Origin of the sequence: Dactylosporangium sp. NPDC049742 (assembly GCF_040674675.1) — a bacterium.
Classification (GTDB): domain Bacteria; phylum Actinomycetota; class Actinomycetes; order Mycobacteriales; family Micromonosporaceae; genus Dactylosporangium; species Dactylosporangium maewongense.
On record NZ_JBFANF010000002.1, the window covers coordinates 221,849 to 245,353 of the forward strand.

24 protein-coding genes are annotated in these 23,505 nt (G+C 70.7%); 6 read left to right on the forward strand and 18 right to left on the reverse strand.

Going from position 1 to position 23,505, the window contains the following annotated elements; translation table 11 throughout:
* Window positions 1-11: 11 nt before the first annotated feature.
* A complete protein-coding gene (locus AB0J72_RS04495) occupies window positions 12-2,336 on the forward strand; it encodes an ATP-binding protein (RefSeq protein WP_363394644.1) in 2,325 nt (774 codons plus the stop codon).
* Here AB0J72_RS04495 and AB0J72_RS04500 read toward each other — a convergent pair.
* A complete protein-coding gene (locus AB0J72_RS04500) occupies window positions 2,321-3,172 on the reverse strand; it encodes a 3-hydroxyacyl-CoA dehydrogenase family protein (protein WP_363394354.1) in 852 nt (283 codons plus the stop codon). The two genes, AB0J72_RS04495 and AB0J72_RS04500, sit on opposite strands and share 16 nt — an antisense overlap.
* A gap of 90 nt (window positions 3,173-3,262) precedes the next feature.
* Between AB0J72_RS04500 and AB0J72_RS04505 the strand changes: the two genes are divergently transcribed.
* Window positions 3,263-3,574: a hypothetical protein gene (locus AB0J72_RS04505; RefSeq protein ID WP_363394355.1), complete on the forward strand. Its 312-nt coding sequence runs from the start codon at window positions 3,263-3,265 to the stop codon at window positions 3,572-3,574.
* A 386-nt stretch (window positions 3,575-3,960) separates the two neighbouring features.
* On the opposite strand, the gene murA is transcribed toward AB0J72_RS04505, so the two are convergent.
* Window positions 3,961-5,274, reverse strand: a complete 1,314-nt coding sequence (gene murA / locus AB0J72_RS04510; RefSeq protein ID WP_363394357.1) for a UDP-N-acetylglucosamine 1-carboxyvinyltransferase — start codon at window positions 5,272-5,274, stop codon at window positions 3,961-3,963.
* Between murA and AB0J72_RS04515 the strand changes: the two genes are divergently transcribed.
* A complete protein-coding gene (locus tag AB0J72_RS04515) occupies window positions 5,273-5,854 on the forward strand; it encodes a cob(I)yrinic acid a,c-diamide adenosyltransferase (RefSeq protein ID WP_363394359.1) in 582 nt (193 codons plus the stop codon). The two genes, murA and AB0J72_RS04515, sit on opposite strands and share 2 nt — an antisense overlap.
* A 13-nt stretch (window positions 5,855-5,867) precedes the next feature.
* Here AB0J72_RS04515 and AB0J72_RS04520 read toward each other — a convergent pair whose 3' ends face one another.
* The 11 genes from AB0J72_RS04520 to AB0J72_RS04570 form a co-directional block, all read right to left on the reverse strand.
* On the reverse strand, window positions 5,868-7,421 hold the full coding sequence (locus AB0J72_RS04520; RefSeq protein WP_363394361.1) for a PQQ-binding-like beta-propeller repeat protein: 1,554 nt from the start codon (window positions 7,419-7,421) through the stop codon (window positions 5,868-5,870).
* Window positions 7,422-7,512: 91 nt separating this feature from the next.
* Window positions 7,513-7,968, reverse strand: coding sequence for a DUF2550 domain-containing protein (locus tag AB0J72_RS04525; RefSeq protein WP_360560368.1), 456 nt, complete (start codon window positions 7,966-7,968; stop codon window positions 7,513-7,515).
* A gap of 16 nt (window positions 7,969-7,984) precedes the next feature.
* Window positions 7,985-8,269, reverse strand: a complete 285-nt coding sequence (locus tag AB0J72_RS04530; protein WP_360560367.1) for a F0F1 ATP synthase subunit epsilon — start codon at window positions 8,267-8,269, stop codon at window positions 7,985-7,987.
* Between the two features lie 257 nt (window positions 8,270-8,526).
* The gene (gene atpD / locus AB0J72_RS04535) at window positions 8,527-9,954 is read right to left on the reverse strand and encodes a F0F1 ATP synthase subunit beta (protein ID WP_344510307.1); all 1,428 of its coding nucleotides are present in this window, start codon (window positions 9,952-9,954) and stop codon (window positions 8,527-8,529) included.
* Entirely contained in the window at window positions 9,954-10,880 is a 927-nt protein-coding gene (locus AB0J72_RS04540) for a F0F1 ATP synthase subunit gamma (protein ID WP_363394363.1), read from the reverse strand. Before AB0J72_RS04540 ends, atpD begins: the two co-directional genes overlap by 1 nt.
* A 3-nt stretch (window positions 10,881-10,883) precedes the next feature.
* A complete protein-coding gene (gene atpA / locus AB0J72_RS04545) occupies window positions 10,884-12,521 on the reverse strand; it encodes a F0F1 ATP synthase subunit alpha (RefSeq protein WP_363394365.1) in 1,638 nt (545 codons plus the stop codon).
* Between the two features lie 40 nt (window positions 12,522-12,561).
* Window positions 12,562-13,380: a F0F1 ATP synthase subunit delta gene (locus AB0J72_RS04550; RefSeq protein WP_363394367.1), complete on the reverse strand. Its 819-nt coding sequence runs from the start codon at window positions 13,378-13,380 to the stop codon at window positions 12,562-12,564.
* Entirely contained in the window at window positions 13,380-13,928 is a 549-nt protein-coding gene (locus AB0J72_RS04555; RefSeq protein WP_360560498.1) for a F0F1 ATP synthase subunit B, read from the reverse strand. The genes AB0J72_RS04550 and AB0J72_RS04555 overlap by 1 nt, the downstream gene beginning before the upstream one ends.
* 43 nt (window positions 13,929-13,971) lie before the next feature.
* Window positions 13,972-14,196: an ATP synthase F0 subunit C gene (gene atpE / locus AB0J72_RS04560; protein WP_033362324.1), complete on the reverse strand. Its 225-nt coding sequence runs from the start codon at window positions 14,194-14,196 to the stop codon at window positions 13,972-13,974.
* Between the two features lie 94 nt (window positions 14,197-14,290).
* The gene (atpB, locus tag AB0J72_RS04565; RefSeq protein WP_363394368.1) at window positions 14,291-15,064 is read right to left on the reverse strand and encodes a F0F1 ATP synthase subunit A; all 774 of its coding nucleotides are present in this window, start codon (window positions 15,062-15,064) and stop codon (window positions 14,291-14,293) included.
* Between the two features lie 34 nt (window positions 15,065-15,098).
* Window positions 15,099-15,314, reverse strand: coding sequence for an AtpZ/AtpI family protein (locus AB0J72_RS04570; protein ID WP_360560358.1), 216 nt, complete (start codon window positions 15,312-15,314; stop codon window positions 15,099-15,101).
* A 229-nt stretch (window positions 15,315-15,543) separates the two neighbouring features.
* Between AB0J72_RS04570 and AB0J72_RS04575 the strand changes: the two genes are divergently transcribed.
* Window positions 15,544-15,996, forward strand: coding sequence for a hypothetical protein (locus AB0J72_RS04575; protein WP_363394370.1), 453 nt, complete (start codon window positions 15,544-15,546; stop codon window positions 15,994-15,996).
* Between the two features lie 7 nt (window positions 15,997-16,003).
* On the opposite strand, the gene AB0J72_RS04580 is transcribed toward AB0J72_RS04575, so the two are convergent.
* Window positions 16,004-16,402 (reverse strand): hypothetical protein, encoded by a 399-nt coding sequence (locus AB0J72_RS04580; protein WP_344510320.1) that lies wholly within the window; start codon window positions 16,400-16,402, stop codon window positions 16,004-16,006.
* The gene (glyA, locus tag AB0J72_RS04585; protein ID WP_363394373.1) at window positions 16,399-17,649 is read right to left on the reverse strand and encodes a serine hydroxymethyltransferase; all 1,251 of its coding nucleotides are present in this window, start codon (window positions 17,647-17,649) and stop codon (window positions 16,399-16,401) included. The genes AB0J72_RS04580 and glyA overlap by 4 nt, the downstream gene beginning before the upstream one ends.
* Window positions 17,650-17,693: 44 nt before the next feature.
* Here glyA and AB0J72_RS04590 point away from each other — a divergent pair, with 44 nt between their 5' ends.
* Entirely contained in the window at window positions 17,694-19,187 is a 1,494-nt protein-coding gene (locus AB0J72_RS04590; protein ID WP_363394375.1) for an SDR family oxidoreductase, read from the forward strand.
* Between the two features lie 62 nt (window positions 19,188-19,249).
* Here the strand turns inward: AB0J72_RS04590 and AB0J72_RS04595 are convergent, their stop codons facing one another.
* From AB0J72_RS04595 to prmC, 3 genes are read right to left on the reverse strand one after another with little or no spacing between them, the layout of a single operon-like run.
* Window positions 19,250-19,819, reverse strand: coding sequence for a phosphotyrosine protein phosphatase (locus AB0J72_RS04595; RefSeq protein WP_363394376.1), 570 nt, complete (start codon window positions 19,817-19,819; stop codon window positions 19,250-19,252).
* 6 nt (window positions 19,820-19,825) lie between these two features.
* A complete protein-coding gene (locus AB0J72_RS04600) occupies window positions 19,826-20,464 on the reverse strand; it encodes an L-threonylcarbamoyladenylate synthase (RefSeq protein ID WP_344510456.1) in 639 nt (212 codons plus the stop codon).
* Between the two features lie 7 nt (window positions 20,465-20,471).
* Window positions 20,472-21,341, reverse strand: coding sequence for a peptide chain release factor N(5)-glutamine methyltransferase (gene prmC / locus AB0J72_RS04605; protein WP_363394647.1), 870 nt, complete (start codon window positions 21,339-21,341; stop codon window positions 20,472-20,474).
* A 55-nt stretch (window positions 21,342-21,396) separates the two neighbouring features.
* On the opposite strand from prmC, the gene AB0J72_RS04610 reads away from it, so the two are divergent.
* Window positions 21,397-22,935, forward strand: coding sequence for a GGDEF domain-containing protein (locus AB0J72_RS04610; RefSeq protein ID WP_363394378.1), 1,539 nt, complete (start codon window positions 21,397-21,399; stop codon window positions 22,933-22,935).
* The last annotated feature ends 570 nt before the right edge of the window (window positions 22,936-23,505 follow it).

Consider the following 23,505-nt stretch of genomic DNA (forward strand, 5'->3'; position numbering starts at 1 on the left):
AGTGCGGGGTGATGGGTCGGCTGGGCACGGCGGTCCGGCATGCCGGCACGGTCGGCATCCTGGCGATCCTGCTCGTCCTCGCCCTCGGGCTGGCGGCGTCCTGGAACGCGGCCGCCTCCCTGCGAAGCAACCAGCAGGCCCGGGCCAACGCCGTCATGGACCGAGACACGTCGCTCGCCGAGGCGGCCGTGCGCACCGAGGTCCACCGGTACCTCGACACGCTGCGCACCGTCGCCGCGGCCGTCGGGTCGCACGAGACGCTGACCTTCGACGACTTCGCCACCACCACCGCCCCACTGCGCGACGCCGGGCTGCCCGGCGCCACCTCGCTGGTCTTCGTCGTGGCCGCCGAGGACTCCCAGTTGGAGGAGGTCCAGGCGTACTGGCGGGAGCGCGGCGTCACGAGACTCGACCTGACCGCCAAGGGCAGCGGACGGGAGCACCTGTTCGTCGTCTTCTCCCGGCCGCTGGACGGGGCGCCCGCGACAATCCCCGGCACCGACCTGTCGCAGTCCGCCGAGCCGACCGCCGCCCTCAACGAGTCCCGCCGCTCCGGCGTGCCCGCCGTGTCCGACACGTACATCCTGCTGCGCGACCGCTCCCTGCCCGTCGCGCAGCAGCAGCGCTCGTTCGCGATCGCCGCGCCCGTGTACGGCAACCCGACGCCCGCCGGCACGAAGACGTTCAAGGGCTGGGTCGTGTTCGGCCTGCGCGGGCAGGACTTCGTCGGCGGCGTGCTGGACGCCGCCACGCAGGGCAAGGTCGACGCGGACCTGTGGGCCGCCAACGGCGTCGGCCAGGACACCCGGGTCGCGTTCCTGCACCGCATCCCCGGCACCGACCTGCGCCGCGAGGTGGCGATCCCGGTCGGGAACCGGCACTGGCGGCTCGTCCTGGCCGCCGACTCCGGCCGGCTCGCCGGGCTGTCCGGCCCGGCCAACACCGCGCCGCTCGCGATCGGTGCCGGCGGCACGATGCTGACCCTGCTGGTCGTGGTCATGCTGTGGGCCCTCGCCGGCGGCCGGGCCCGCGCCGAGGCCCGGGTCGTGTCCGCCACCGCCGGGCTGCGCGAGGCCGAACGCACCGCCCGCCGGCAGGTCGCGCTGCTCAACGGCATCCTCGACCGGATCAGCGACGGCGTCGGCGTGGTCGACGAGCACGGCACCTTCCTGGTCCACAACCCGGCCGCCAAGGCGATCCTCGGCATGGACGCGGACGCCGCCGGGATGGACTCCTGGCAGTCGCACTACGGCATCTTCCGGCCCGACGGCCGGACCGAGTTCCCGACCGCGGACCTGCCGCTGGTGCGGGCCCTGGACGGCGAGTCGACCGACGGCATCGAAATGGTCATCCGCAACCCCGGCCGGCCGGAGGGCACGCTGCTGTCCGTCAGCGGGCGGCCCCTCGACGTGGACGGGCGGCGCGGCGCCATCGCCGTCTTCCACGACATCACGGAGGTACGGGAGCGCGAGGGCGACCTGACCGCCTTCGCGGGCATCGTCGCCCACGACCTGAAGAACCCGTTGACGGTCATCGCCGCCCACGCCGAGATGGCGCACGACGCGCTGCTGTCCTCGTCCTCGGCCCTGCTCGGCAACGGCGCCCGGGACGCGCTGGTCGCGGGTTCTCGCGACGCCGGCGACGCGCTGGTCGCGGGTTCTCGCGACGCCGGCGACACGCTTGTCGCGGGTCTTCGTGACGCCGGCGCGCGGGACGCGGTTGTCGCGGGTCTTCGCGACGCCAGCGCGAGTGTCGAACGGGTCAGCGCCGGGGTGGTGCGGATGCGGCGGCTGATCGACGACCTGCTCGCCTACACGACGGCCCGTGACGCGGCCCTGAAACCGCGGCCGCTCGACCTGGGCGGGCTCGTCGGCGAGGTCGTCGCCGAACGGGTCAACCACCTCGCCGTCCGCCCGGACATCTACGTCGGCCCGCTGCCGTGGGTCGAGGCCGACCCGGCGATGCTGCGGCAGGTGCTGGACAACCTGATCGGCAACGCGCTCAAGTACGTCCAACCCGGCCGCATCCCGAAGGTCGACGTCAGCGCGGCCCCGGCCGGACCGGGCTGGGTCAGGGTCGAGGTCGCGGACCGGGGCATCGGCGTGCCCGACGCCGACAAGCCCCACGTCTTCGAGTCCTTCCACCGGGCGCACACCGGCCAGTCGTACGGCGGCACCGGCCTCGGACTGGCCATCTGCCGCCGCGTGGTCGACCGGCACGGCGGCTCGATCACCGTGGTGGACAACCCCGGCGGCGGCAGCCGCTTCAGCTTCACCCTGCCGGGGGCTCCCGTGGCGCTGGAAGCCCCGGCGGAGCTCGCTCAGGCGTACTTGTAGAAGCCCTGCCCGGTCTTGCGCCCCAGGTCCCCGGCGACGACCATCCGCGCCAGCAGCTCCGGCGGGAAGAACTTCGGGTCGGCGGTGTCGGTGTGGATGTTCTTCGCCGCGTGGTACAGCACGTCGACGCCGGTCAGGTCGGTCGTCGCCAGCGGCCCCATCGCGTGGCCGAAGCCGAGCTTGCACGCCAGGTCGAGGTCCTCGGCGCTCACCACGCCGCTCTCGACCAGCTGCACCGCCTCGACCACCAGCGCGGCGATCAGCCGCGTGGTGACGAACCCGGCGACGTCCCGGTTGACCACGATGCACGTCTTGCCGATCTCCTCGGCGAACGCCCGCGCCGTCGCCAGCGTCTCGTCGCTGGTCTTGTAGCCGCGCACCAGCTCGCACAGCTTCATGACCGGCACCGGGCTGAAGAAGTGCGTCCCGACGACCTGCTCGGGCCGCTGCGTCGCGGTCGCGATCTGCGTCACCGGGATCGCGGACGTGTTCGTCGCCAGCACCGCGTCCGCCCGGCAGATCTTGTCCAGCGTGCCGAACAGCTCCTGCTTCACGTCCAGCCGCTCGAACACCGCCTCCACCACGATGTCCGCCTCCGCCGCCGCGTCCAGGTCGGTGGTGGTGGTGATCCTGGCGAGCGCCTGCTGCACGTCGCCCTCGGCGATCACGCCCTTGCTCGCGAACTTCGTCAGAGACTTCTCGATGCCGTCCACACCGCGCCGGGTCGCCTCATCGGTCAGGTCCCGCAGCGTCACCTCCCATCCGGCCTGCGCTGCGACCTGGGCGATGCCAGACCCCATCAGCCCCGCCCCGATGACCGCCAGTCGACCCGCCATGTGACTCCCTCTCGCATCGTCGTTGACCCTGCTGACCTTAACCGGCTCCGAAGGGTGATCATCTAGTGGCAGACTGTCAGTGTGCCCCTCATGTACCTCGCAGGATGGGCGGCCTCCGCCGGCGCACTCGCCACCCTGATCCTGATCATCCGGCTCCTCCGCCTCGGCGAACGGCGCCCGGGCCCGTCCGGCGTCCGCATGCCAGACCCCGGCAGCGCCCCCGACTACGGCCTGCTCCGCTCGGTCTCGCTCATCGGCGACCTGGCCTTCGCCCGCGACGTCCGCGACCGCCTCCGCCGCAACGGCCTCCGCGCCACCCTCGCCACCGGCCCCGACGGCATGGTCCGCGTCCTCGTCTTCGCCGACGAGTACGACCGCGCCCGCCTACTCCTGGCCCAGTAACCCCCGCCGCCCTCCCGCCCCAGGCCCACCCACTCCTCATGATCCGGAAGACTCCGTGCCGCCACAGCAGCCCAAACTCTTCCGGATCACGGAACCCAGCGCCCCACCGTGATCCCGAACGGTTGCGGTAGTTCTGGCTACCAGAACCACACCGGATCATGAGGCGCCCGCGGCCCACCCACCCTGGCACGCACAAATCTCATGATCCGGAAGAGTTTGTGTCGTCATAGCAGCACAAAGTCTTCCGGATCACGGAAACTGGCGGCCCCGCCGTGATCCCGAATGGTTGTGGTGGCTCTGGCTACCGGAACCGCACGGGATCATGGGGCTTCCGCGGCATCCGGAAGCGGCGCAGCCGCGGCAGCGGTGGGGGGAATTACAGCAGCTCAGAAGTCGAACTGGTCGGGGGGTGCGACGGCGCGTTCGACCTCGACGCCCAGGCCGCGGAGGTCCGACTCGAAGCTCGGGTAGCCGCGGTCGATGTGGTGCACGTGGCGGATCTCGGTGACGCCGTCGGCGCAGAGGCCGGCGATGGCCAGGCCCGCGCCGGCGCGGATGTCGGTGGCGGTGACCGGGGCGCCGGAAAGGCGTTCGACGCCGCGGACCACCGCGTGGTGGCCGTCGGTGCGGATGTCGGCGCCGAGGCGGGACATCTCGTTGATGAACATGAAGCGGCCGTCGAAGATGTTCTCCGTGATGAGGGACGAGCCCTCACTGACGGAGGACAGGCCGACCGCCATGGGCAGCAGGTCGGTGGCGAAGCCGGGGAACGGCAGGGTGACCACGTCGACGGCGCGGGGGCGGTCGGCCATGCGGACGCGGAAGGAGTCCGGGGTGGTGTCGACCTGGCCGCCCGCGGTGGCGACCTTGTCCAGCGCGATCTCCAGGAAGCTCGGGTCGATGCCGTGCACGGTCACGTCGCCGCGGGTCATGGCGGCGGCGAAGGCCCAGGTGCCAGCGACGATGCGGTCGCCGACGGTGCGGTGCGAGACGGGGCGCAGCTCGGGGACGCCTTCGATGACGAGGCGGGAGGAGCCGGCGCCGGAGATGTCGGCGCCCATGTCGGTGAGCATGCGGCAGATGTCGACGATCTCCGGCTCGCGGGCCGCGTTGTCGATCTCGGTGCGGCCGTTCGCCAGTACCGCGGCCATGAGCAGGTTCTCGGTGGCGCCGACGCTCGGGAAGTCGAGCCAGATGGTGGCGCCGTGCAGCTTGGGGGCGGTGGCGATGACGAAGCCGTGCTCGCCGGAGATGTCCGCGCCCATCCGGCGCAGGCCCTCGACGTGCATGTCGAGGCCGCGCGAGCCGATCGCGTCGCCGCCGGGGTGCGCGACGCGGACGTGGCCGCAGCGGGCCAGCAGCGGGCCGAGGACGCAGATCGAGGCGCGCAGCCGGCGCACGAGGTCGTAGTCGGCCTCGGTGCCGAGCCGCTCGGGCACGTCGATGGTGACGCGGTCCTCGTCCTGCTCGACCTCGCAGCCCAGGCGGCGCAGCACCTCCGCCATGATGGCGATGTCGGTGATACGGGGCACGTTGGTGAGCACCGAACGCCCTGTCGCCAGCAGCGCGGCGGCCATGAGCTTCAAGGCGGAGTTCTTGGCGCCGACCACCGACACGTCACCGGCGAGCCTGGCGCCGCCCTTCACACGGATCACGTCCACGACCGCCATCGTAGGGGCATTCCGTACGGTGAAGCCCATGGCCATTCATCTCACCCGCATCTACACGAAGACCGGTGACACCGGCACGACCGGATTGGGCGACTTCTCCCGGGTGCCGAAGACCCATCCACGCATCGGCGCGTATGCCGACGTCGACGAGGCCAACGCCGCTCTCGGGGTCGCGGTCGCGATGGGTGCGCTGACCGAGGAGCTGCGGGCGGTGCTGACCGTCGTGCAGAACGATCTCTTCGACGTGGGTGCCGACCTGTGCAACCCGATCACGGCGGATCCCGAGTATCCGCCGCTGCGGGTCACCGAGGAGTACCTGACCCGGCTGGAGACGTGGTGCGACGAGTTCAACGAGCGCCTGCCGAAGCTCGACTCGTTCATCCTCCCCGGCGGCACGCCCGGCGCGGCGCTGCTCAACGTGGCGAGGACGGTGACGCGCCGGGCCGAGCGCAGCGCGTGGGCGCTGGTGGAGCTCGACCCGGAGCACACGAACGAGCTGGCGGTGAAGTACCTGAACCGGCTGTCGGACCTGCTGTTCATCCTCGGCCGCATCGCGAACCCGGACGGCGACGTGAAGTGGGTGCCGGGAGCCAACCGCCAGGTGCCGTAGACCCCCAGCCCCGTCAGGTGCCGTAGACCCTCAGCCCTTCGCTGGTGTGGACCAGCAGGCGGCCGTCGGCCACGATCGGCCCCGCGGTGGCGCCCGAGGGGCCGGTCCACAGCACGGCCCTGCTGGCGAGGTTCAGCGCCAGGACCTGGCCGAGGTTGACGTACAGGACGCCGTTGGCCACGACGGGGAACGACGAGGCGACCGAGTTGACCTGGGCCGGCCCGGCCTGGGTGAAGGTCCAGCGGTCCGCGCCGGTCGCCGGGTCGATCGCGTGCAGGACCGGCGGGGTGGCCAGGTCGACGCTGTAGAGGGTCGTGTCCTGCACGGCGGGGAAACCGAAGGTGCCCGGGCGGGTCCACAGCATCCGTCCGGTGGCTCCGTCGTAGGCGACCAGCCCGTTGAAGCCGAGATAGACCCGGCCCCAGGCGGCCACCGGCGTCAGCATCGACTGGCTGGCGGGCACCGACCACAGCACCGCGCCCGTGGTCGCCTCGATGGCGGTCAGCGTCTGGACGTTGCCGCCGGCGACGTAGAGCCGGCCGCTGTCGTACGCCACCGTCGCCGTCGTGTAGCCGGTGAGCTCACGGGTCCAGCGCACCGCGCCGGTCGCGGCGTCGAAGGCGTACACGAGCGTGTTGTCGCCCGGCGCGTCACCCTTGGCGTAGAGGGTGCCACCGACCAGGATCGGCGCGTTGAAGAGCTGGTTGCCGTCGATGCGGAAGTTCCACCGCTCGACCCCGGTCATGGCGTCGAACGCGTGGATGAAGCCGATCTGCGTCCCGGCGTAGACGAGGCCGTTGCCGACGGTCCCGCCGGTGGTGTAGCGCAGCGCGGGCTCGGTGGCCGGCGGCGTGGTCCAGCGCACCGCGCCGGACGCCACATCGGTGGCGGCGAACTGCAAGGTGTTCGCCTGACCGTAGGCGATGCCGTTGGCGACGACCGGCGCCTCGATGTCGGCGCCGGTCAGCCGCAGCCGGTGCAGGGTCCCCACGTTGGCGGCGCCGAGTGTCCGCTCCCCCACGTTGACGCCCGCGTGCCCGGCGCCGCCGCCCCACGTGGGCCACGCCGCCGAAGCGGCCGGGGGCACCACCGCCGGGTACACCTCGACCTCGAACAACGAGTAGCCGTAGCGGGTGGCGCGGGTGAGGCCGGTCAGGCGGACGTACCGGGCGGCCGCCGTGGCGGCGACGGACAGCGTCTGCGTCCCGCCGGTACTGGTGGCCGCCGGCACGAGGTCGAACCACGACGTGCCGTCCGGCGAGCCCTGCAGCGTGAACGTGCGGGCGTAGGCGGCCTCCCACCGCAGCGCGACCCGGCACAGCGGCTGGGCGCCGCCGAGGTCGACCTGGAGCCACTGCGGGTCGCTGAAGGCGCTCGACCAGCGGGTGGCGGGATTGCCGTCGAACGCCTTCGCCGGCAGCAGGCTGCCGTTCTCCGACGACGATGCGGTGGCGGGCCGGTTGAGCGCGATGTTGGTGGTGCCGCAGGTCGCGGCCGCAGAGGCGGGCGCGGGCACCGCGAACAGTACTGCCGCGGAAATCACCACGGCAGCGAGCAATCTGGACATAACGTGGTTCTCCTAGGGGTGACGGCCACTGGGAGAGCGCTCTCAGACGGCGTCAGTCTCCACCAGGAGAAAGAGAAACGTCAATTTCTGCTTAGTTTGTGCGATACCTGTACGGCCGGGTCTCCGGGGTCGACTCACCCGGAGGCGCCGCCTCTACCCAGGACAGGAACCCGGTCAGCGCCCGCTCGGCCATCGCGATCTCGACCGGCGACTGCCGGCTGACGCACCGCACGATCACCCAGTCCGGCGGAAGCACCAGCAGCTCGGCCGGGTCAGGGGTGCGACGGCGGTCGACGGAGAGCCCACGCCGGGAGAGCACCCGGCGCGGGCCGGGCCAGAAACTGAAGATGCGATACCACTTCAGCTCGTCGCCGGCGAAGCGGGCCAAGCCCGCGGACCAGCCCCGGCCGGGCACCATGGTGCTCAGCCGGACACCCAGCTCGATCGTGCCGCCCTGCCGGGCGATGACCACGCGGCGCAGGAAGAGCAGCGCCAGAGCGGCGAGCAGGATGAGGACCCCGATGCCGATTCCCTCGACGATCCTCACCACCGCCGCCCGCCGGTCAGTGCGCGGCTTGCGCGGAGGCGGGGGTGCAGCTCTCGGCCAGCACCGTCACCCCGGTCGCCGTGACGGAGAGGAACCCGCCCGAGACGTCGAAGGCGATCTCCTGCCCACCGGAGTGCTTGATGCGCACCTGGCCCGGCTCGGCCAGCTGACCGAGCAGCGGCGCGTGACCGGGAAGCACACCGAGCTCGCCCTCCGTCGTGCGCGCCATGACCATGTCGGCGTCACCGGACCAGACTTTTTCCTCGACGGCTACGAGCTCGACGTGCAGCTGCCTCGCCACGCTAGTTACTCCTCGTGTGCGCGATTCGGTTTTGCCGAGTGTAGTCAATGATCCGACGCGGCGAGCAGTGGGCCTCGCCACGTTGGCACAACTCCTGAAATGCCGGTGGAGCGACGATCCGCAATCGCGCTGCAGATGGCCACTCAACACTTCAGAGCGTGACGTATGTCACGCCATCGTGTTGGCGTTTTGCTGAAAACTAAGTAGACAAAGGGCGCCCCCCTAACCGGGAGGCGCCCTTTTGCCGTACGGCTATGTCAGTCCTTCATGAGCTCGTGCGCGTTGCGCTCGAGGTCCTCAAGACCGCCACACATGAAGAAGGCCTGCTCGGGGAAGTGGTCGTACTCACCCTCGGAGATCTTCTTGAACGACTCGATCGTCTCCTTGAGCGGGACGGTCGAACCGGGGACGTTGGTGAACTGCTCCGCCGCGTAGGTGTTCTGCGACAGGAACCGCTCGATGCGCCGGGCACGGCCGACCGTGACCTTGTCCTCTTCGGACAGCTCGTCCATACCGAGGATGGCGATGATGTCCTGCAGGTCCTTGTACTTCTGCAGGATCCGCTGCACCTCGCGGGCGACCGTGTAGTGCTCGATGCCGACGTACTCCGGCGCGAGAATGCGCGAGGAGGACGCCAGCGGGTCGACGGCCGGGTAGATGCCCTTGTCCGAGATCGACCGCTCGAGGTTGGTCGTCGCGTCCAGGTGGGCGAACGTGGTGGCCGGCGCCGGGTCGGTGTAGTCGTCGGCGGGCACGTAGATCGCCTGGAGCGAGGTGATGGCCTTGCCCCGCACAGAGGTGATGCGCTCCTGCAGCAGACCCATCTCGTCGGCCAGGGTCGGCTGGTAGCCGACGGCGCTCGGCATACGGCCGAGCAGCGTCGAGACCTCCGAGCCGGCCTGCGTGAACCGGAAGATGTTGTCGATGAAGAGCAGCACCTCCTGGTTCTGCACGTCACGGAAGTACTCCGCCATGGTCAGCGCGGACAGGGCGACCCGCAGACGCGTGCCGGGCGGCTCGTCCATCTGGCCGAAGACCAGGGCGGTCTTGTCGAGCACGCCACCCTCGTCCATCTCCAGGATGAGGTCGTTGCCCTCACGGGTGCGCTCGCCGACGCCGGCGAACACCGAGGTGCCACCGAAGTTCCGGGCGACCCGGATGATCATCTCCTGGATCAGAACGGTCTTGCCGACGCCGGCACCACCGAACAGGCCGATCTTGCCACCGCGCACGTACGGCGCGAGCAGGTCGAGGACCTTGATGCCGGTCTCCAGCATCTCGGTCTTCGGCTCGAGCTCGGCGAACGCGGGAGCCTTGCGGTGGATCTCCCAGCGCTCGTTGATCTCGAGCTTCGACTCGTCGGCGTTGAGCACCTCGCCGAGGGCGTTGAACACGTGGCCCTTGGTGATGTCGCCGACCGGCACCGAGATGCCGGAGCCGGTGTCGTGCACCTCGGCGCCGCGGACGAGACCGTCCGTCGGCTGCATGGAGATGGCGCGGACCTGGTTGTCACCCAGGTGCTGGGCGACCTCGAGCGTCAGCTTCTTGGTGCCCTCGGAGAGGGTCACCTCGACGTGCAGCGCGTTGTAGATCGCGGGCATGGCGTCGCGCGGGAACTCGGCGTCGACGACCGGGCCGATGACCCGGACGACGCGGCCGACCGCGGTCTTGGCTGGTGCAGTCATCACACATCACTTCCCGCCGCCGCCAGCGCGTTGGCGCCGCCGACGATCTCACTGATCTCCTGGGTGATCGCCGCCTGCCGCGCGGAGTTCATCTCGCGCGTGTACCGCTTCAGCAGGTCGTCGGCATTGTCTGAGGCGCTCTTCATCGCCCGCCGGCGGGCCGCCGACTCACTCGCCGCCGAGTCCAGCAACGCCGCGAAGATCCGCGTGTTGATGTACTTCGGCAGGAGCGCCTCAAGCAGCTCCTCGGCCTCCGGCTCGAACTCGTACGCCGGCAACGGCCCGGAGACCTGCTGCTCCTCGACCTCCATCGGAGCGACGATGCGCGCGACGGGGGTCTGCGTCATGAGCGAGCGGAACTGGGTGTGGACCATGTACAGCTCGTCGACACCGTAGATGCCGTCCGGGCCGGGGCCGTCCACCGTGTCGTCGGCGCCGTTGACGAAGGCCTGGATCAGGGTCTCGCCGATCTCCCGCGCGTTCTCGAAGCGCGGCAGTTCGGAGAAGCCCGTCCAGCTGCCCGCGATCTCGCGACCGCGGAACCGGTAGTACGCCACGCCCTTGCGCCCGGAGACGTAGAGCGCGACCTGCTTGCCGTCGGCGCGCAAGCGGGCGATGAGCTGCTCGGCCTGACGGATCGCGTTGGCGTTGTAGCCGCCGCAGAGCCCCCGGTCGCTGGTGACCAGCAGCACCCCGGCCCGGCGGACCGGGGTGCGCGGCACCAGCAGCGGGTGGTCGACGTTGGTGTTGGTCGCCAGTGCCGTCAGCACGCCCGTGATCGCCTCGGCGTAGGGCAGCGACGCGGCGACCCGCTCCTGCGCCTTACCGATGCGGCTCGTGGCGACGAGCTCCTGCGCCTTGGTGATCTTCTTGGTCGACTTGACCGTGCGGATCCTCCGGCGCAGTGCCTGTACCTGACCGGCCATGGCTCAGCCCGACTTCCGGACCTGGCGGGTGACGGTCTCGCGATCCTGCTCACCCTGCAGCGCCTTGGCCGGGGCCTCGTTGAGCGGCGCCTCGGAACCCTTGGCCGTGAACGTCTTCTTGAAGTGGGCGATCGCGTCGGTCAGGCCGTCGATCGTCTCCTGCGGCAGCTTCTTCGACTCCGCGATGGCGGCGATGAGCTCCTTGCGGTTGCTGCGGAGGTACTGCAGGAACTCGCCCTCGAAGCGGCGGATCTCGCCGACCGGCACGTCGTCGAGCTTGCCGGTGGTGCCGGCCCACACCGAGACGATCTGGTCCTCGACCGCGAACGGGGAGAACTGCGGCTGCTTGAGCAGCTCGACCAGGCGGGCGCCCTTGTCCAGCTGGGCCCGCGACGCCTTGTCCAGGTCGGACGCGAACGCCGAGAAGGCCTCCAGCTCGCGGTACTGCGCGAGGTCCAGCCGCAGGCGGCCGGCGACGTCCTTCATGCCCTTGACCTGGGCCGAGCCGCCGACGCGGGACACCGAGGTGCCGACGTTGATGGCGGGGCGCACACCCTGGTTGAACAGGTCGGACTCGAGGAAGACCTGACCGTCGGTGATCGAGATGACGTTGGTCGGGATGTACGCCGAGATGTCGTTGGCCTTGGTCTCGATGATCGGCAGACCGGTCATCGAGCCGCCGCCGAGCTCGTCGGACAGCTTCGCGCAGCGCTCCAGGAGCCGGGAGTGCAAGTAGAAGACGTCACCCGGGTAGGCCTCGCGGCCCGGCGGGCGGCGCAGCAGCAGCGAAACGGCGCGGTAGGCCTCGGCCTGCTTCGTCAGGTCGTCGAAGACGATCAGGACGTGCTTGCCGCCGTACATCCAGTGCTGGCCGATGGCCGAGCCGGTGTAGGGGGCGAGGTACTTGAAGCCGGCCGGGTCGTCCGCCGGGGAGGCGACGATGGTCGTGTACTCCATCGCGCCCTGCTCCTCGAGGACACCGCGGGTGGCGGCGATCGTCGAGGCCTTCTGGCCGATGGCGACGTAGATGCAGCGGACCTGCTTCTTCGGGTCGCCGGACTTCCAGTTGTCGCGCTGGTTGATGATCGTGTCGAGCGCGACCGTGGTCTTGCCGGTCTTACGGTCACCGATGATCAGCTGGCGCTGGCCCCGGCCGATGGCGGTCATGGCGTCGATCGCCTTGATGCCGGTCTGCAGGGGCTCCTTGACTGGCTGGCGGGCCATGACGTTGGGCGCCTGGAGCTCCAGCTCGCGGAGGCCCTCGTTGGCGATCTCGCCGCGGTCGTCGATCGGCTCGCCGAGCGGGTTGACCACGCGGCCCAGGAAGGCGTCGCCGACCGGGACCGAGAGCACCCGGCCGGTCCGCTTGACCTGCTGACCCTCTTCGATGCGCTCGAAGTTGCCGAGGACGACGACACCGATCTCGCGCACATCAAGGTTGAGCGAGACGCCGAGCGTGCCGTCCTCGAACTCGAGCAGCTCGTTGGCCATCGTCGAGGGCAGACCCTCGACCTGGGCGATACCGTCGCCGGCGTACGAGACGACGCCGACCTCCTCGCGGGAGATCCGTGAATCAACGGACGACACGTAGCGCTCGAGTGCGCCCCGAATGTCGTCCGAGGAGATGGTCAGCTCGGCCATTCCTCAACCTTCTATCTGGAAGTGAATCAAGCTTCGGGGATTAGTTGGCGAGTGCCGTCTTGGCCTCGGCGAGACGCCGCGACACCGTGCCGTCGTACAGGTCCGAACCGACCTTGACCCGCACACCACCGATGATGCGTGGATCAACGTCGATCTTGAGGGAGACCTCTCGACCGTACAGCTCAGCGAGACGACCGGCCAGGCGCTGCTCGTCAGCCTCGGTCAGGGGGGCCGCGGTCGTGACGTAGGCCACCGAGTGGTCGCGCTGCTTCGCGGCCAGCTCGATGAGGCGGGTCAGCGAGCTCTCGAAGCCCCGGCCACCGAACCCGATGACCGCCAGCTCCGTCAGCCGCGCCGTCGTCGGCTTGGCCTTGCCACCGAGCAGGTCCTTGACCAGCTGGACCCGCGCCTCCAGCGGCGACGAGGCGTCGGCGAGCGCCGCGGCGAGACGGGAGTCGCCGGAGACGACCTGCCCGAACCGGAACAGCTCGTCCTCGACGTCGCCGAGCTCACCGACGCGGTCGGCGCCGGACAGCAGCGTGGTGACCCCGAGCAGCTCGACGCCGTCCAGGAGCGCACCGGGGCCGGACCAACGGCCCGTGACCAGAGTCGCGAGGATGTCGAGCGCCTCGTCGCTGACCTTGCCCGAAAGGACCGAGCGAAGGAGGGCGGCGTGGTCCTCACCGGCGCGACCCGGGTCGGCCAGGGCCCGGCGCAGCGGCCGCTCACGCCCGAGCAGACCGGCCACGGCGAGGATCTCCTCGCCGACGGCACCGATCCGCTGAACGTCAGCGCTCGCCGCGAATGCGGCGAGCTTGTCGGCGGCGGCTCCGTAGGACTCCCGGTTGATGGTGTCCATCAACGCCGCCCTGCGGTGCCGGCAGGACTGTCACCGATCTCGTCGAGGAACCGCTCGACCGTGCCACGGCGGCGGGCCTCCTCCTCCAGCGACTCCCCGACGATCCGGCCGGCGAGGTCGACCGCGAGCGAGCCGATCTCGGCGCGCAGCTGACGGACGATGGTCTGCCGCTCGGTCTGCAGGGCCTCGCGGCCGGCCGCGATGATGCGGTCGCTCTCCTCGCGGGCCTTCGCGAGGATGTCCTCACGGATGCCCGTGGCGTCGGCGCGCGCCTCGTCACGGATGCTGGCCGCCTCGGTGCGGGCCTCGGCGAGCTGCTGCTTGTACTGCTCCAGCAGCCGGTTGGCCTCGGCCTGCGCCTCCTCGGCGCGCTTGATGCCACCCTCGATCGCGTCGACCCGTGCGCGGAAGGTCTCCTCCATGCGCGGGAAGACGAACTTCATCAGCACGAAGCACAGGATGCCGAAGGCGATCAGGCCGACGACGATCTCCTGCCAGATCGGGATGATCGGGTTGTGTCCAGCTCCCTCTTCAGCCAGGAACTGCAGCATGGGAAACCTCCCGCTCTAAATGTTGGTGGAGGCGGGTGGCTTACTTGAAGACGAAGCCGAAGGCGATGCCGAGGAGGGCGAGCGCCTCGACCACGGCGAAGCCGAGGAACATGTACGTACGGGTCAGGCCGGCCGACTCGGGCTGACGGGCGGTCGCCTGGATGTACGACGCGAAGACGATGCCGACACCGATGCCGGGGCCGATGGCGGCGAGGCCGTAGCCGATGGCGCTGAGGCTGCCGTTGACTGCTGCCAGGTGGTCCATTTGGAATTCCTCCTGAGATCTCGCGTGACGGTCACGCGGGACAACTGAAAAAGGTGGTGCGTTTTCGCTTTCGAATTCGAAGCGTGGGATGCGCTCAGTGCTCGTCGGCGAGAACGCCGGCCAGGTAGTTGGCGGTCAGCAGCGTGAAGACATATGCCTGCAGCGCCGCGATCAGCAGCTCGAAGAAGGTGAGGCCGATGGTCATCGCCCACGACACGAGCGAGATCGGCTTGAGGAAGAAGCTCTCCGCGTTGAGCAGCGCGAAGCCGCCGAGCGTGAAGACCAGCAGCAGCATGTGCCCGGCGAACATGTTGGCGAAGAGTCGCAGGGCGAGCGTGACCGGCTGGAGGATGAAGGCCTGCAGGAACTCGATCGGGATCAGCAGGAACTGCATGTACCACGGGGCGGGCAGGTAGACGGCGTGCTTGATGTAGCCGGCGAAACCGTGCTTCTTGAAGCCCTGGTACAGGTACAGCACATACGTGCAGATCGCCAGGCCGGCCGGGAACGCGATGTGCGCCATCGGCGAGACCTGGATGAACGGGATGATCGAGAAGATGTTGCCGACCAGGATGAAGACGAACAGCGACGCGAGGTATGGCGCGAAACGCAGCCCCTCGTGGCCGATGACGTCCTTCGCGACGCCTTCCCGGACGAAGCCGTAGATCGACTCGGCGAGCCACTGCTTCTTGGTCGGGACGATCTTGGGGTCGCGGTAGGAGACCAGGAAGTAGATGAGCACCAGGGCCACGGCCAGCCACAGGAACAGGCTGAACTTCGTCAGCCACTCCACACCGAACAGGTGGGGAGGGAAGATGTCTTCCACGCTGGGCGGGAAAGGCGTCTCCGCCAGAACCAGACCGCTCACCACGTCCCTCTCGTTTATCAATACAACCGGTCCGTCAGGCGCCGAGGCGCTTGACGACCAGGTAGATGCCACCAGCGGCGCCGAGCACACACCCGATCGCCGTGACGATTCCTCCGGCGTTGAGCCACTCGTCGATCAGCCAGCCGACGAAGCCCCACACGGCGATGCCCGAGATGAGGTATCCGACGGCGGCCCAACCTTCGTTGGCACCACTCGATCCGGACTGCTTGGGTGTCTGGTTACCGGCCATGACGCGGTGACCATATCAGCCTGCCGGGAGCACCCGTGCATCGACCCCCGCGTGCTCGTCGCGCGGGGGTTGCTCTGGGGGCCGGGTGCCATCAACCGACGGCCGTCAACGTTACTACGCCGAACGCCAGGCGAACGTCAACTACACGACTGATGCGTGAGTGAATGTTGCGCACGGTCACTCCCAGGGGGTTAGCTGAAGGTCAAGGATAACAATGCGTATGGGGGTGATGACCTTGCGCAACGCCGTCATCGCGTTTTTCGTCATTCTGACCGCCATCGTGATCACCAAGACCGGCCCCGGCGACAGGTCGCGGACGGCGTCGAGCGGCGGCGACCAGCGGGTCGTGTGTTCGGTTTCACCGCAGCGACCCGCGGAGAAGGACGGCAGGATCGTCGCCGCCGCGCAGTTCCGCTGCGACTCCCCCGGCCCCGACGGGCTGACCGTCACCGTCCGCCTGCAGCGCAACGACGGCGGCACCTGGGTCACGGTGGCGCAGGACACGTTCGTCAGCAACGCGGCCTACACGACCCGCGAGCACTCCGCGGCGGCCAGGACCCGGCAGGTCGACACCGCCTGCGCGGCTGGCACCTTCCGCACCCACGTGGAGGCCAACGTGTACGACAACCGGCGCAACTCCGGGCTGTCGAATGCCAGCGGCGAGCGCCGCAACCCCTGCTGACGGCGCGCTAGGACGGCTCGATCTCCACGTAGGGGATCTTCGCCCGCCACACCCAGACCGCCTGGGCGGCGACCCAGATCAGCGTGCCGGCGATCACCAGCGCGCCCAGCCACGGCAGGCCGCCCCAGCCGGTCTCCGCGACGATCCACATGACGACGCCGATGATCGCGAACTTCAGGATGTACGTGCCGAGCGCCACCGGCATCAGCAGGTGCCGGGCCCGCAGGTCGGTCACCGCGATGATCAGGCTCGACACGGTGTAGCTCAGCATGACGAGCGCCACACCGGCGAGGGCGCCGAGCGCGCCGGTGCCGCCGTCACGCCACCAGGCGAGGGGCGCGGCGGCCACGAGCAGGCCGCCCATCGCGATCAACGCGGTCGGCAGGTGCTGCAGTCGCTTCCTCACAGTGGAGCAGGATACGCCGGGAACCGCCCGACCAGCTCGGTCACCCGGTCGCCGACCTGCTCGCCGCGGATCGCGCCGCCGATCAGCTCGGCGATCTGGGCCATCTCCGGCTCGCCCATCCCCTGCGTCGTCACCGACGGCGTGCCGACCCGCACCCCGGAGGCCGTCATCGGCTTCTCCGGGTCGTACGGGATGGCGTTCTTGTTCAGGGTGATCCCCGCGGCGTCGCAGCGCTCCTCGGCGTCGCGCCCGGTGATCCCGAGCCCGCGCAGGTCGATGAGGGCCAGGTGGGTGTCGGTGCCGCCGGACACCGGCCGCATCCCCTGCGCCTCGAGCCCGGCGGCGAGCGCCCGCGCGTTGCGCACGACCTGGGCCGCGTAGTCCGCGAACGCCGGCTGCGCCGCCTCGTGCAGCGCGACCGCCTTCGCCGCGACCGCGTGCATGAGCGGCCCGCCCTGCGTGAACGGGAAGACCGCCTTGTCGATGCGCTGCGCGAGGGACTCCCGGCACAGCAGCATGCCGCCGCGCGGGCCGCGCAGCACCTTGTGCGTCGTGCAGCTGACCACGTCGGCGTGCTCGACCGGCGACGGGATCGCCTTGCCGGCGACGAGGCCGATGAAGTGCGCCGCGTCGACCATCAGGTAGGCGCCGACCTCGTCGGCGATCGCGCGGAAGCGGGCGAAGTCGATCAGCCGCGGGTAGGCGGTGGCGCCGCAGATGATCATCGCGGGACGGTGGCTGAGGGCGAGGTCGCGCACCTCGTCGTAGTCGATCAGCTCGTCCTCGCGGCGCACCGGGTACCCGACCGTGTTGAACCACTTGCCGGAGAAGTTGACCTTGCTGCCGTGGGTGAGGTGCCCACCGTGCGGCAGCTCCATCGCCAGGACGGTGTCGCCCGGCATGAGCAGCGCCGCGTACGCCGCGAGGTTGGCGCTCGCGCCGCTGTGCGGCTGGACGTTGGCGTGCTCGGCGCCGAACAGCGCCTTGGCCCGCTCGATCGCGAGCTCCTCGGCCCGGTCGACGGCCGCGCAGCCACCGTAGTAGCGGCGGCCCGGGTAGCCCTCCGCGTACTTGTTGGTCAGCGTCGAACCCAGCGCGGCCAGGACCGCGGGCGAGGTGAAATTCTCGCTCGCGATGAGCTGCAGGCCGCCGCGCAGGCGTTGCAGCTCGTCGAGGACGACGTCGGCGATCTGCGGGTCCGTCTCGCGGAGCGCGTCGAAGTCCGGCCCCCAGTAGGTGTCGCCCATGAAAACGAGTCTAGGGGGCATGAGCGCAGGGTAAGCATGAAGTCATGCGATGCCTCGTGACCGGCGCGACCGGGTATGTCGGCGGCCGGCTGGTCCCCCGTCTCCTCGCCGCGGGCCACGAGGTCCGCTGCCTGACCCGCGACCCGCGGCGGCTGCGGGACGTGCCGTGGGCCGGCCGCGTCGAGATCGTGCAGGGCGACCTCGTGGAGGAGCAGGACGAGCGCCTCACCGACGCCATGCGCGACGTCGACGTCGTCTACTACCTGGTCCACGCGCTCGGGCAGGCGTCGTTCGAGGACGTCGACCGGCTCAGCGCGCTCAACCTCGCCGTCGCCGCGGTCGACGCCGGCGTGCAGCGGATCGTCTACCTGGGCGGGCCGGTGCCGAGCGAGGGGGCCGCCTCGCCGCACCTGCGCTCGCGCGGCGAGGTCGCCGACATCTTCCTGCGCAGCGGCGTGCCGACCGTCGTGCTGCGCGCGGCCGTCATCATCGGCTCCGGCTCGGCGTCGTTCGAGATGCTGCGGTACCTCACCGAGCGGCTGCCCGTCATGATCACCCCCCGCTGGGTGCACAACCGGATCCAGCCGATCGCGATCCGCGACGTCCTGCGCTACCTCGTCGCCGCCGCGACCGTCTTCCCCGTGCCGCTCAACCGGGCGTTCGACATCGGCGGGCCGGACGTGCTCACCTACGCCGAGATGATGCGCCGGTACGCCGTCGTCGCCGGCCTCCCGCCGCGGGCCGTGCTGCCGGTCCGGGTTCTCACCCCGTGGCTGTCGTCGCACTGGGTCGGCCTGGTCACGCCGGTGCCCAACCGGATCGCCCGCCCGCTCGTCGGCAGCCTCATCCACGAGGCGGTCTGCCACGAGCACGACATCGCCGCGTTCGTGCCCGACCCGCACGACGGGCTCACCGGCTTCGACCTCGCCGTCCGGCTCGCGCTGCGCAGGATCCGCGACGCGGACGTGGAGACCCGCTGGGCCAACGCGGCGATCCCGGGCGCGCCGAGCGACCCGCTGCCGTCGGATCCCGCGTGGTCGGGCGGCACGGTGTACCGCGACGAGCGCAGCCGGGCCGTCGCCGCCTCGCCGGACCAGCTGTGGCGCGTCATCGAGGCGATCGGCGGGCAGAACGGCTGGCACTCCTTCCCGCTCGCCTGGTCGGTCCGCGGCTGGCTGGACCGGCTCGTCGGCGGGGTCGGGCTGCGCCGCGGCCGGCGTGACCCGCACCGCCTCTACGTCGGCGAGGCGCTGGACTTCTGGCGCGTCGAGGAGATCGTGCCGGGCGAGCTGCTGCGGCTGCGCGCCGAGATGAAGCTTCCCGGGCAGGCCTGGCTCGAGATGCGCGTGGCCCTCGATCAGCGGGGGCGGCTGGTGTACGAGCAGCGCGCCGTCTTCCTCCCGCGCGGACTGGCCGGCCACCTGTACTGGCTCGCCGTCGCGCCCTTCCACGCGGTCATCTTCGGCGGCATGGCCCGCAACATCGCCCGCTCGGCCGAGCGCCTGCCCTTGACCGAAACCGCGGACGTCAGCGGCTGACCAGCGCCGTGCGTCGGCGCGCGGTCAGCGGTTGAGCAGCGCCGCCGTTCGCCGGCCCGCGGTCAGCGGTTGAGCAGCGCCGCCGCGAGGGGGCGGGTCAGCGCCTGGACCTGGTCGGCGACGATGCCGAAGAAGTCGTCGGGGCGGCCCCACGGATCGGCCAGGTCGTCCTCGTCACGCACCTCGTCGCGGGCCTTGTCCACCAGGTCGACGAGCGCCACGCCCCGGTCGTACACGTCGGCGGTCGCGGGCAGGTCCGCCGCCACCGCCGGCAGCAGGCGCGCGAACTGCCCCCACACGAACGTCCGGCTCGCCGCGTCCGGTCGCAGGGACACCACGAAGTCGACCTGTTCGGCGGTCGCGGTCAGTACCAGATCCGAGGCGTCGACGTGCTCGGCCAGCAGCTTGCGGGCGCGGAAGCCCACGGTGTCGCCGCCCCGGGCGAGCACCTGCCGGGCCGCCTGCGGGTCCATCGGCTCCCCCGCGTGCCATCCGCCGGTGCCCGCGCCGTGGACATAGACCAGGTCAGGCGGCGCGCCGAGGGCGGCGAGGTCGGCGACGAGCAGCCGCTCGGCCATCGGCGACCGGCAGATGTTGCCCATGCACACGCACAGGACGCTGAACGGCGCCATGCGGCCTCAGTCCTCCAGGCCGATCAGGGTCGGCACGACCTCGCGCAGCTTCTCGATCGGGATCGCGCCGGCCCGCAGCACCCGGTGCTCGCTGTTGGTCACCGAGATGATCGTGCTGGCGACCGGCTCCGGGCACGGGCCGCCCTCCAGGTAGACGCTCACCGAATAGCCCAGCTGGTCGCGGGCCTCGGCCGCGGTCTCCGCCGCCGGCTGGCCCTGCTTGTTGGCCGACGAGACCGCCATCGGTCCGGTCTCGCGCAGCACCTCCAGCGCGATCGGGTGCAGCGGCATGCGCACCGCGACCGTGCCGTCGCCGCCGCCGAGGTCCCACTGCAGGCTCGGCGCGTGCTCCACGACGATCGTGAGCGCGCCCGGCCAGAACGCGTCGACGAGGTCGCGCGCCGCCTGCGGCAGCCCGAAGACGAGCCCGTCGAGGGTGTGCCGGGAGCCGACGAGCACCGGCACCGGCGCCGAGCTGCCCTTGGCGTTGTTGAGCGCGGTGACCGACCAGGACTTGAACGCGTCGGCGCCGATGCCGTAAACCGTGTCGGTCGGCATGACGACCAGGTCGCCGCGGCCCACCGCCTCGATCGCGGCGGCGATCCCGCGGTCGCGCTCGGCAAGCTGGCTGCAGTCGTAGAGCATCACGCGGCTAGTCTGCCACCCGCCGGGCGGTGACGAAGCGCGGGCGTCCGGCGAGATCGCGGTGGTCCGTCACCTCGTCGAAGCGCCCGGTCGCGCGGATCAGCGCCGGCAGCGACTCGCCGTGGCTGTCGTCGTGCTCGATCCCCAGCCGCCCGCCGGGCCGCAGCAGCCCGGCCGCCCGCTCGACGAGCCCCGGCATGAGCGCCAGGCCGTCGCCGCCCGCGAACACGGCGTCGTGCGGGTCGTGCACCGCGACCTCCACATCGACCGGCGCGCCTTCCGGGACGTAGGGCGGGTTGCTCAGCACCAGGTCGGCCGTGCCGTCGAGCTCGCGCAGGACGGCCGGGTCGGTCACGTCGCCCTCGACCACGTGGACGTCCGGCGCCAGGCTCGCCACGTTGCGCCGCAGCCACCGCAGCGCGGCCGGGCTCCGCTCGACGCACCACACGTCGGCGCCCGCGTCCCGCATCGCGATGGCGATGGCGCCCGACCCGCCGCAGAGGTCCACGATTGTCGTTTTCCGCGTCTGTACGAACTGCCGCCGCGCCTTCTGCGCCCACTCCACGAGCAGCTCGGTCTCGAACCGTGGGATGAAGACGCCTTCGCCGACCGCGAGCTCGTGCCCGTAGAACGGCGCCGTCCCGGTCAGGTGCTGCAACGGAACCCGCGCGCTTCGCCGGCCGACGAGGTCGCTGATCCGCGCCCGTTGCCCCGCGTCCGGCAAGGGCGCGGTCAGCAGCCGCGACCTGGGGATTCCCAGCACGTGGGAGGCGATCAGCTCAGCGTCGACCCGCGGCGACGCCACCCCCGCGAGGTCCAACGCGCGGGTGGCGGCCGCGATCACCACGGAAAGCGTGGCGGTTTCGCCGTCCGGCATGTCATCTTCGGTGCTGTGCACCCCATAATCATGGGGCGCGCGAAAGGAGGGTCCGATGGCGGTGGCAGACCGCACGTCGGAGCTGACCCGCGCCCGGCGCCTGATCTTCGACGACCACCTCGGCGAGGCGATGACGGTCATCGACCGCATCCTGGCCGGCGACCAGCCCCCGCACGACCGCGTCGAGGCGCTCACCCTGCGGCTCATCGCCCTGATCAACATGGGCCGCGCCGAGGACTACCCGGCCGCCCTCGACGCCGGCCTCGCCGCCGCCCGCCAGGTGCAGGACCCCGCGCAGTACGGTGAATTGCAGGCCCTCGCCGCGATCGTCGCCCTCCGCGCGGGCTCGCTGGACCGCTGCGTCCGCGCGCTCGTGCACGGCTCGCGGGCCCTCGGCGCCGTCGAGCTCACCGACGAGACCACCGCGTGGGGCTGGCACAACCTGGCGATGGCCTACTCGTACACCGGCTTCCACGAGCACGCGAACGCCGCCATGGAGAAGGCCCGCGAGGTCGCCGCCGAGGTCGGGGTCGCCACCGCCAACACCGACTTCGCCACCCCGCAGATCCGCCTCCTGCACGCCGTCGAGCTGGACCACCGCGGCGACAGCGAGGGCTGCCAGCGCATACTGCGCGACGTCGTGAGCGACCTCGAGCGCAAGCACAAGGACAACGACCTCGACAAGCTGCGCCCCATCGCCCGCGGCGCGCTCGGCTACGCGGTCCTGCGCCTGGGCACCCTCGGCATCCAGGGCCTCGTCACCGACGTCGACCCGTGGCCGCTGCTGGAGTCCGCCGGCATGTCCACCCGCGCCCGCGACCTGCGCACCCTCGGCGCCGTCTGCAAGGCCATCGCCGAGCGCCGCCCGATCGAGGCCGTCGCCCGCCTGGAGACCGCCCACGTCAGCGACGAGTCCCTGGGCGCCGCCGAGCAGCACCGCCTCCGCGCCCTGGCCCATCTGGGCACCGGCGACTACCGCTCGGCGTACCACGCCGACCGCCACGCCTTCCACGTCGCCAACGTGCAACCCGACCGGCTCCGCGACCTCTTCGTGGAAGGTATCGCCGCGCTCCTGGACCACGAGGACCTGGTCCGCCGCGTCGACTTCCACCGCGGCGAGGCCCAGACCGACCCCCTCACCGGCCTGCCCAACCGCCGCTACCTCGAGGAGCACGTCACCAAGCTCGTCTCCGCCGGCGGCCACGCCGTCCTGGGCGTCTGCGACCTGGACGGCTTCAAGCAGGTGAACACCCGCCACGGCCACCTCTCCGGCGACCTCGTCCTGCAACGCGTCGCCGGCGTGCTCAACCGCGTCATGCGCAAGGGCGACTTCGTGGCCCGCTACGGCGGCGACGAGTTCGTCGTCGTCCTGCCCACCACCTCGGCCGCCGAGGCCCGCGAGATCCAGCGCCGCATCGTCGCCGCCGTCGCCGCCGAGGACTGGCACGCCCTCGTCCCAGGCACCCCCGTCGGCGTCACCATCGGCTGGGCCGGCCTGTCGGGCGAGGACTTCGAGTCGGTCGCCGAAGCCTTCGAAGCCGCCGACCACGCCATGCTGCGCGCCAAAACCCCCCGCCCCCGCGCCGCCAGCTGAACTGTAATTCCCCCCACCGCTGCCGCGCCGGGTCCCAGCGGGGATGCTGTGCTTCCGCCCCACCGCTGTCGCGGCGGGTCCCGGCGGAGATTCTCACCCGCGGCCCCAATGCGCCGCTCCGCGACGCACTGCCCCCGCCGAGACGCGAGGCAGACCAAGCGCCGCATGCGCGCCGCATCAGGTGGTCGCCCTCCGCGGTGACTGGATGGGGTGTTTCCTCATGATCCCGAATGCTTTTTGGTAGCCAGGCCTACCAGAACCGCACGGGATCACGAGGCAGTGACAAACATCGCTCGCTCGACCGGGCAGTACCGGACCTATCCCCATGATCCAGAAGACCTTGTGCACCCCTGACTACACAACCTCTACCGGATCACGGAAACTCCGGGCGGTCCCGAACGGTTTCGGCAGCCTTGGCCACCAGAACCGCACGGGATCATGGAGCAGTGACAAACATCGCTTGCTGGACCAGGCGGTGCCGGACCCATCCCCCATGATCCGGAAGACCTTGTGCACCTCTGACTAGTGCCGTGACCACGAACGTTCGCGGTGTTTGATGACACGCCGCCC

Bases quoted from the DNA above. Each gene is read 5' to 3' on its own strand.
- AB0J72_RS04575 (WP_363394370.1), top strand. From the start codon at position 15,544: ATGACCTTGCGCAACGCCGTCATCGCGTTTTTCGTCATTCTGACCGCC.
- AB0J72_RS04610 (WP_363394378.1), top strand. From the start codon at position 21,397: ATGGCGGTGGCAGACCGCACGTCGGAGCTGACCCGCGCCCGGCGCCTG.
- AB0J72_RS04500 (WP_363394354.1), bottom strand. From the start codon at position 3,172: ATGGCGGGTCGACTGGCGGTCATCGGGGCGGGGCTGATGGGGTCTGGC.
- AB0J72_RS04590 (WP_363394375.1), top strand. From the start codon at position 17,694: ATGCGATGCCTCGTGACCGGCGCGACCGGGTATGTCGGCGGCCGGCTG.
- AB0J72_RS04505 (WP_363394355.1), top strand. From the start codon at position 3,263: ATGTACCTCGCAGGATGGGCGGCCTCCGCCGGCGCACTCGCCACCCTG.
- atpD (WP_344510307.1), bottom strand. From the start codon at position 9,954: ATGACTGCACCAGCCAAGACCGCGGTCGGCCGCGTCGTCCGGGTCATC.
- AB0J72_RS04495 (WP_363394644.1), top strand. From the start codon at position 12: ATGGGTCGGCTGGGCACGGCGGTCCGGCATGCCGGCACGGTCGGCATC.
- AB0J72_RS04520 (WP_363394361.1), bottom strand. From the start codon at position 7,421: ATGTCCAGATTGCTCGCTGCCGTGGTGATTTCCGCGGCAGTACTGTTC.
- AB0J72_RS04540 (WP_363394363.1), bottom strand. From the start codon at position 10,880: ATGGCCGGTCAGGTACAGGCACTGCGCCGGAGGATCCGCACGGTCAAG.
- AB0J72_RS04600 (WP_344510456.1), bottom strand. From the start codon at position 20,464: ATGCTCTACGACTGCAGCCAGCTTGCCGAGCGCGACCGCGGGATCGCC.
- AB0J72_RS04570 (WP_360560358.1), bottom strand. From the start codon at position 15,314: ATGGCCGGTAACCAGACACCCAAGCAGTCCGGATCGAGTGGTGCCAAC.
- atpA (WP_363394365.1), bottom strand. From the start codon at position 12,521: ATGGCCGAGCTGACCATCTCCTCGGACGACATTCGGGGCGCACTCGAG.
- glyA (WP_363394373.1), bottom strand. From the start codon at position 17,649: ATGGGCGACACCTACTGGGGGCCGGACTTCGACGCGCTCCGCGAGACG.
- AB0J72_RS04515 (WP_363394359.1), top strand. From the start codon at position 5,273: ATGGCCATTCATCTCACCCGCATCTACACGAAGACCGGTGACACCGGC.
- AB0J72_RS04550 (WP_363394367.1), bottom strand. From the start codon at position 13,380: ATGGACACCATCAACCGGGAGTCCTACGGAGCCGCCGCCGACAAGCTC.
- murA (WP_363394357.1), bottom strand. From the start codon at position 5,274: ATGGGCTTCACCGTACGGAATGCCCCTACGATGGCGGTCGTGGACGTG.
- AB0J72_RS04595 (WP_363394376.1), bottom strand. From the start codon at position 19,819: ATGGCGCCGTTCAGCGTCCTGTGCGTGTGCATGGGCAACATCTGCCGG.
- atpE (WP_033362324.1), bottom strand. From the start codon at position 14,196: ATGGACCACCTGGCAGCAGTCAACGGCAGCCTCAGCGCCATCGGCTAC.
- prmC (WP_363394647.1), bottom strand. From the start codon at position 21,341: ATGCCGGACGGCGAAACCGCCACGCTTTCCGTGGTGATCGCGGCCGCC.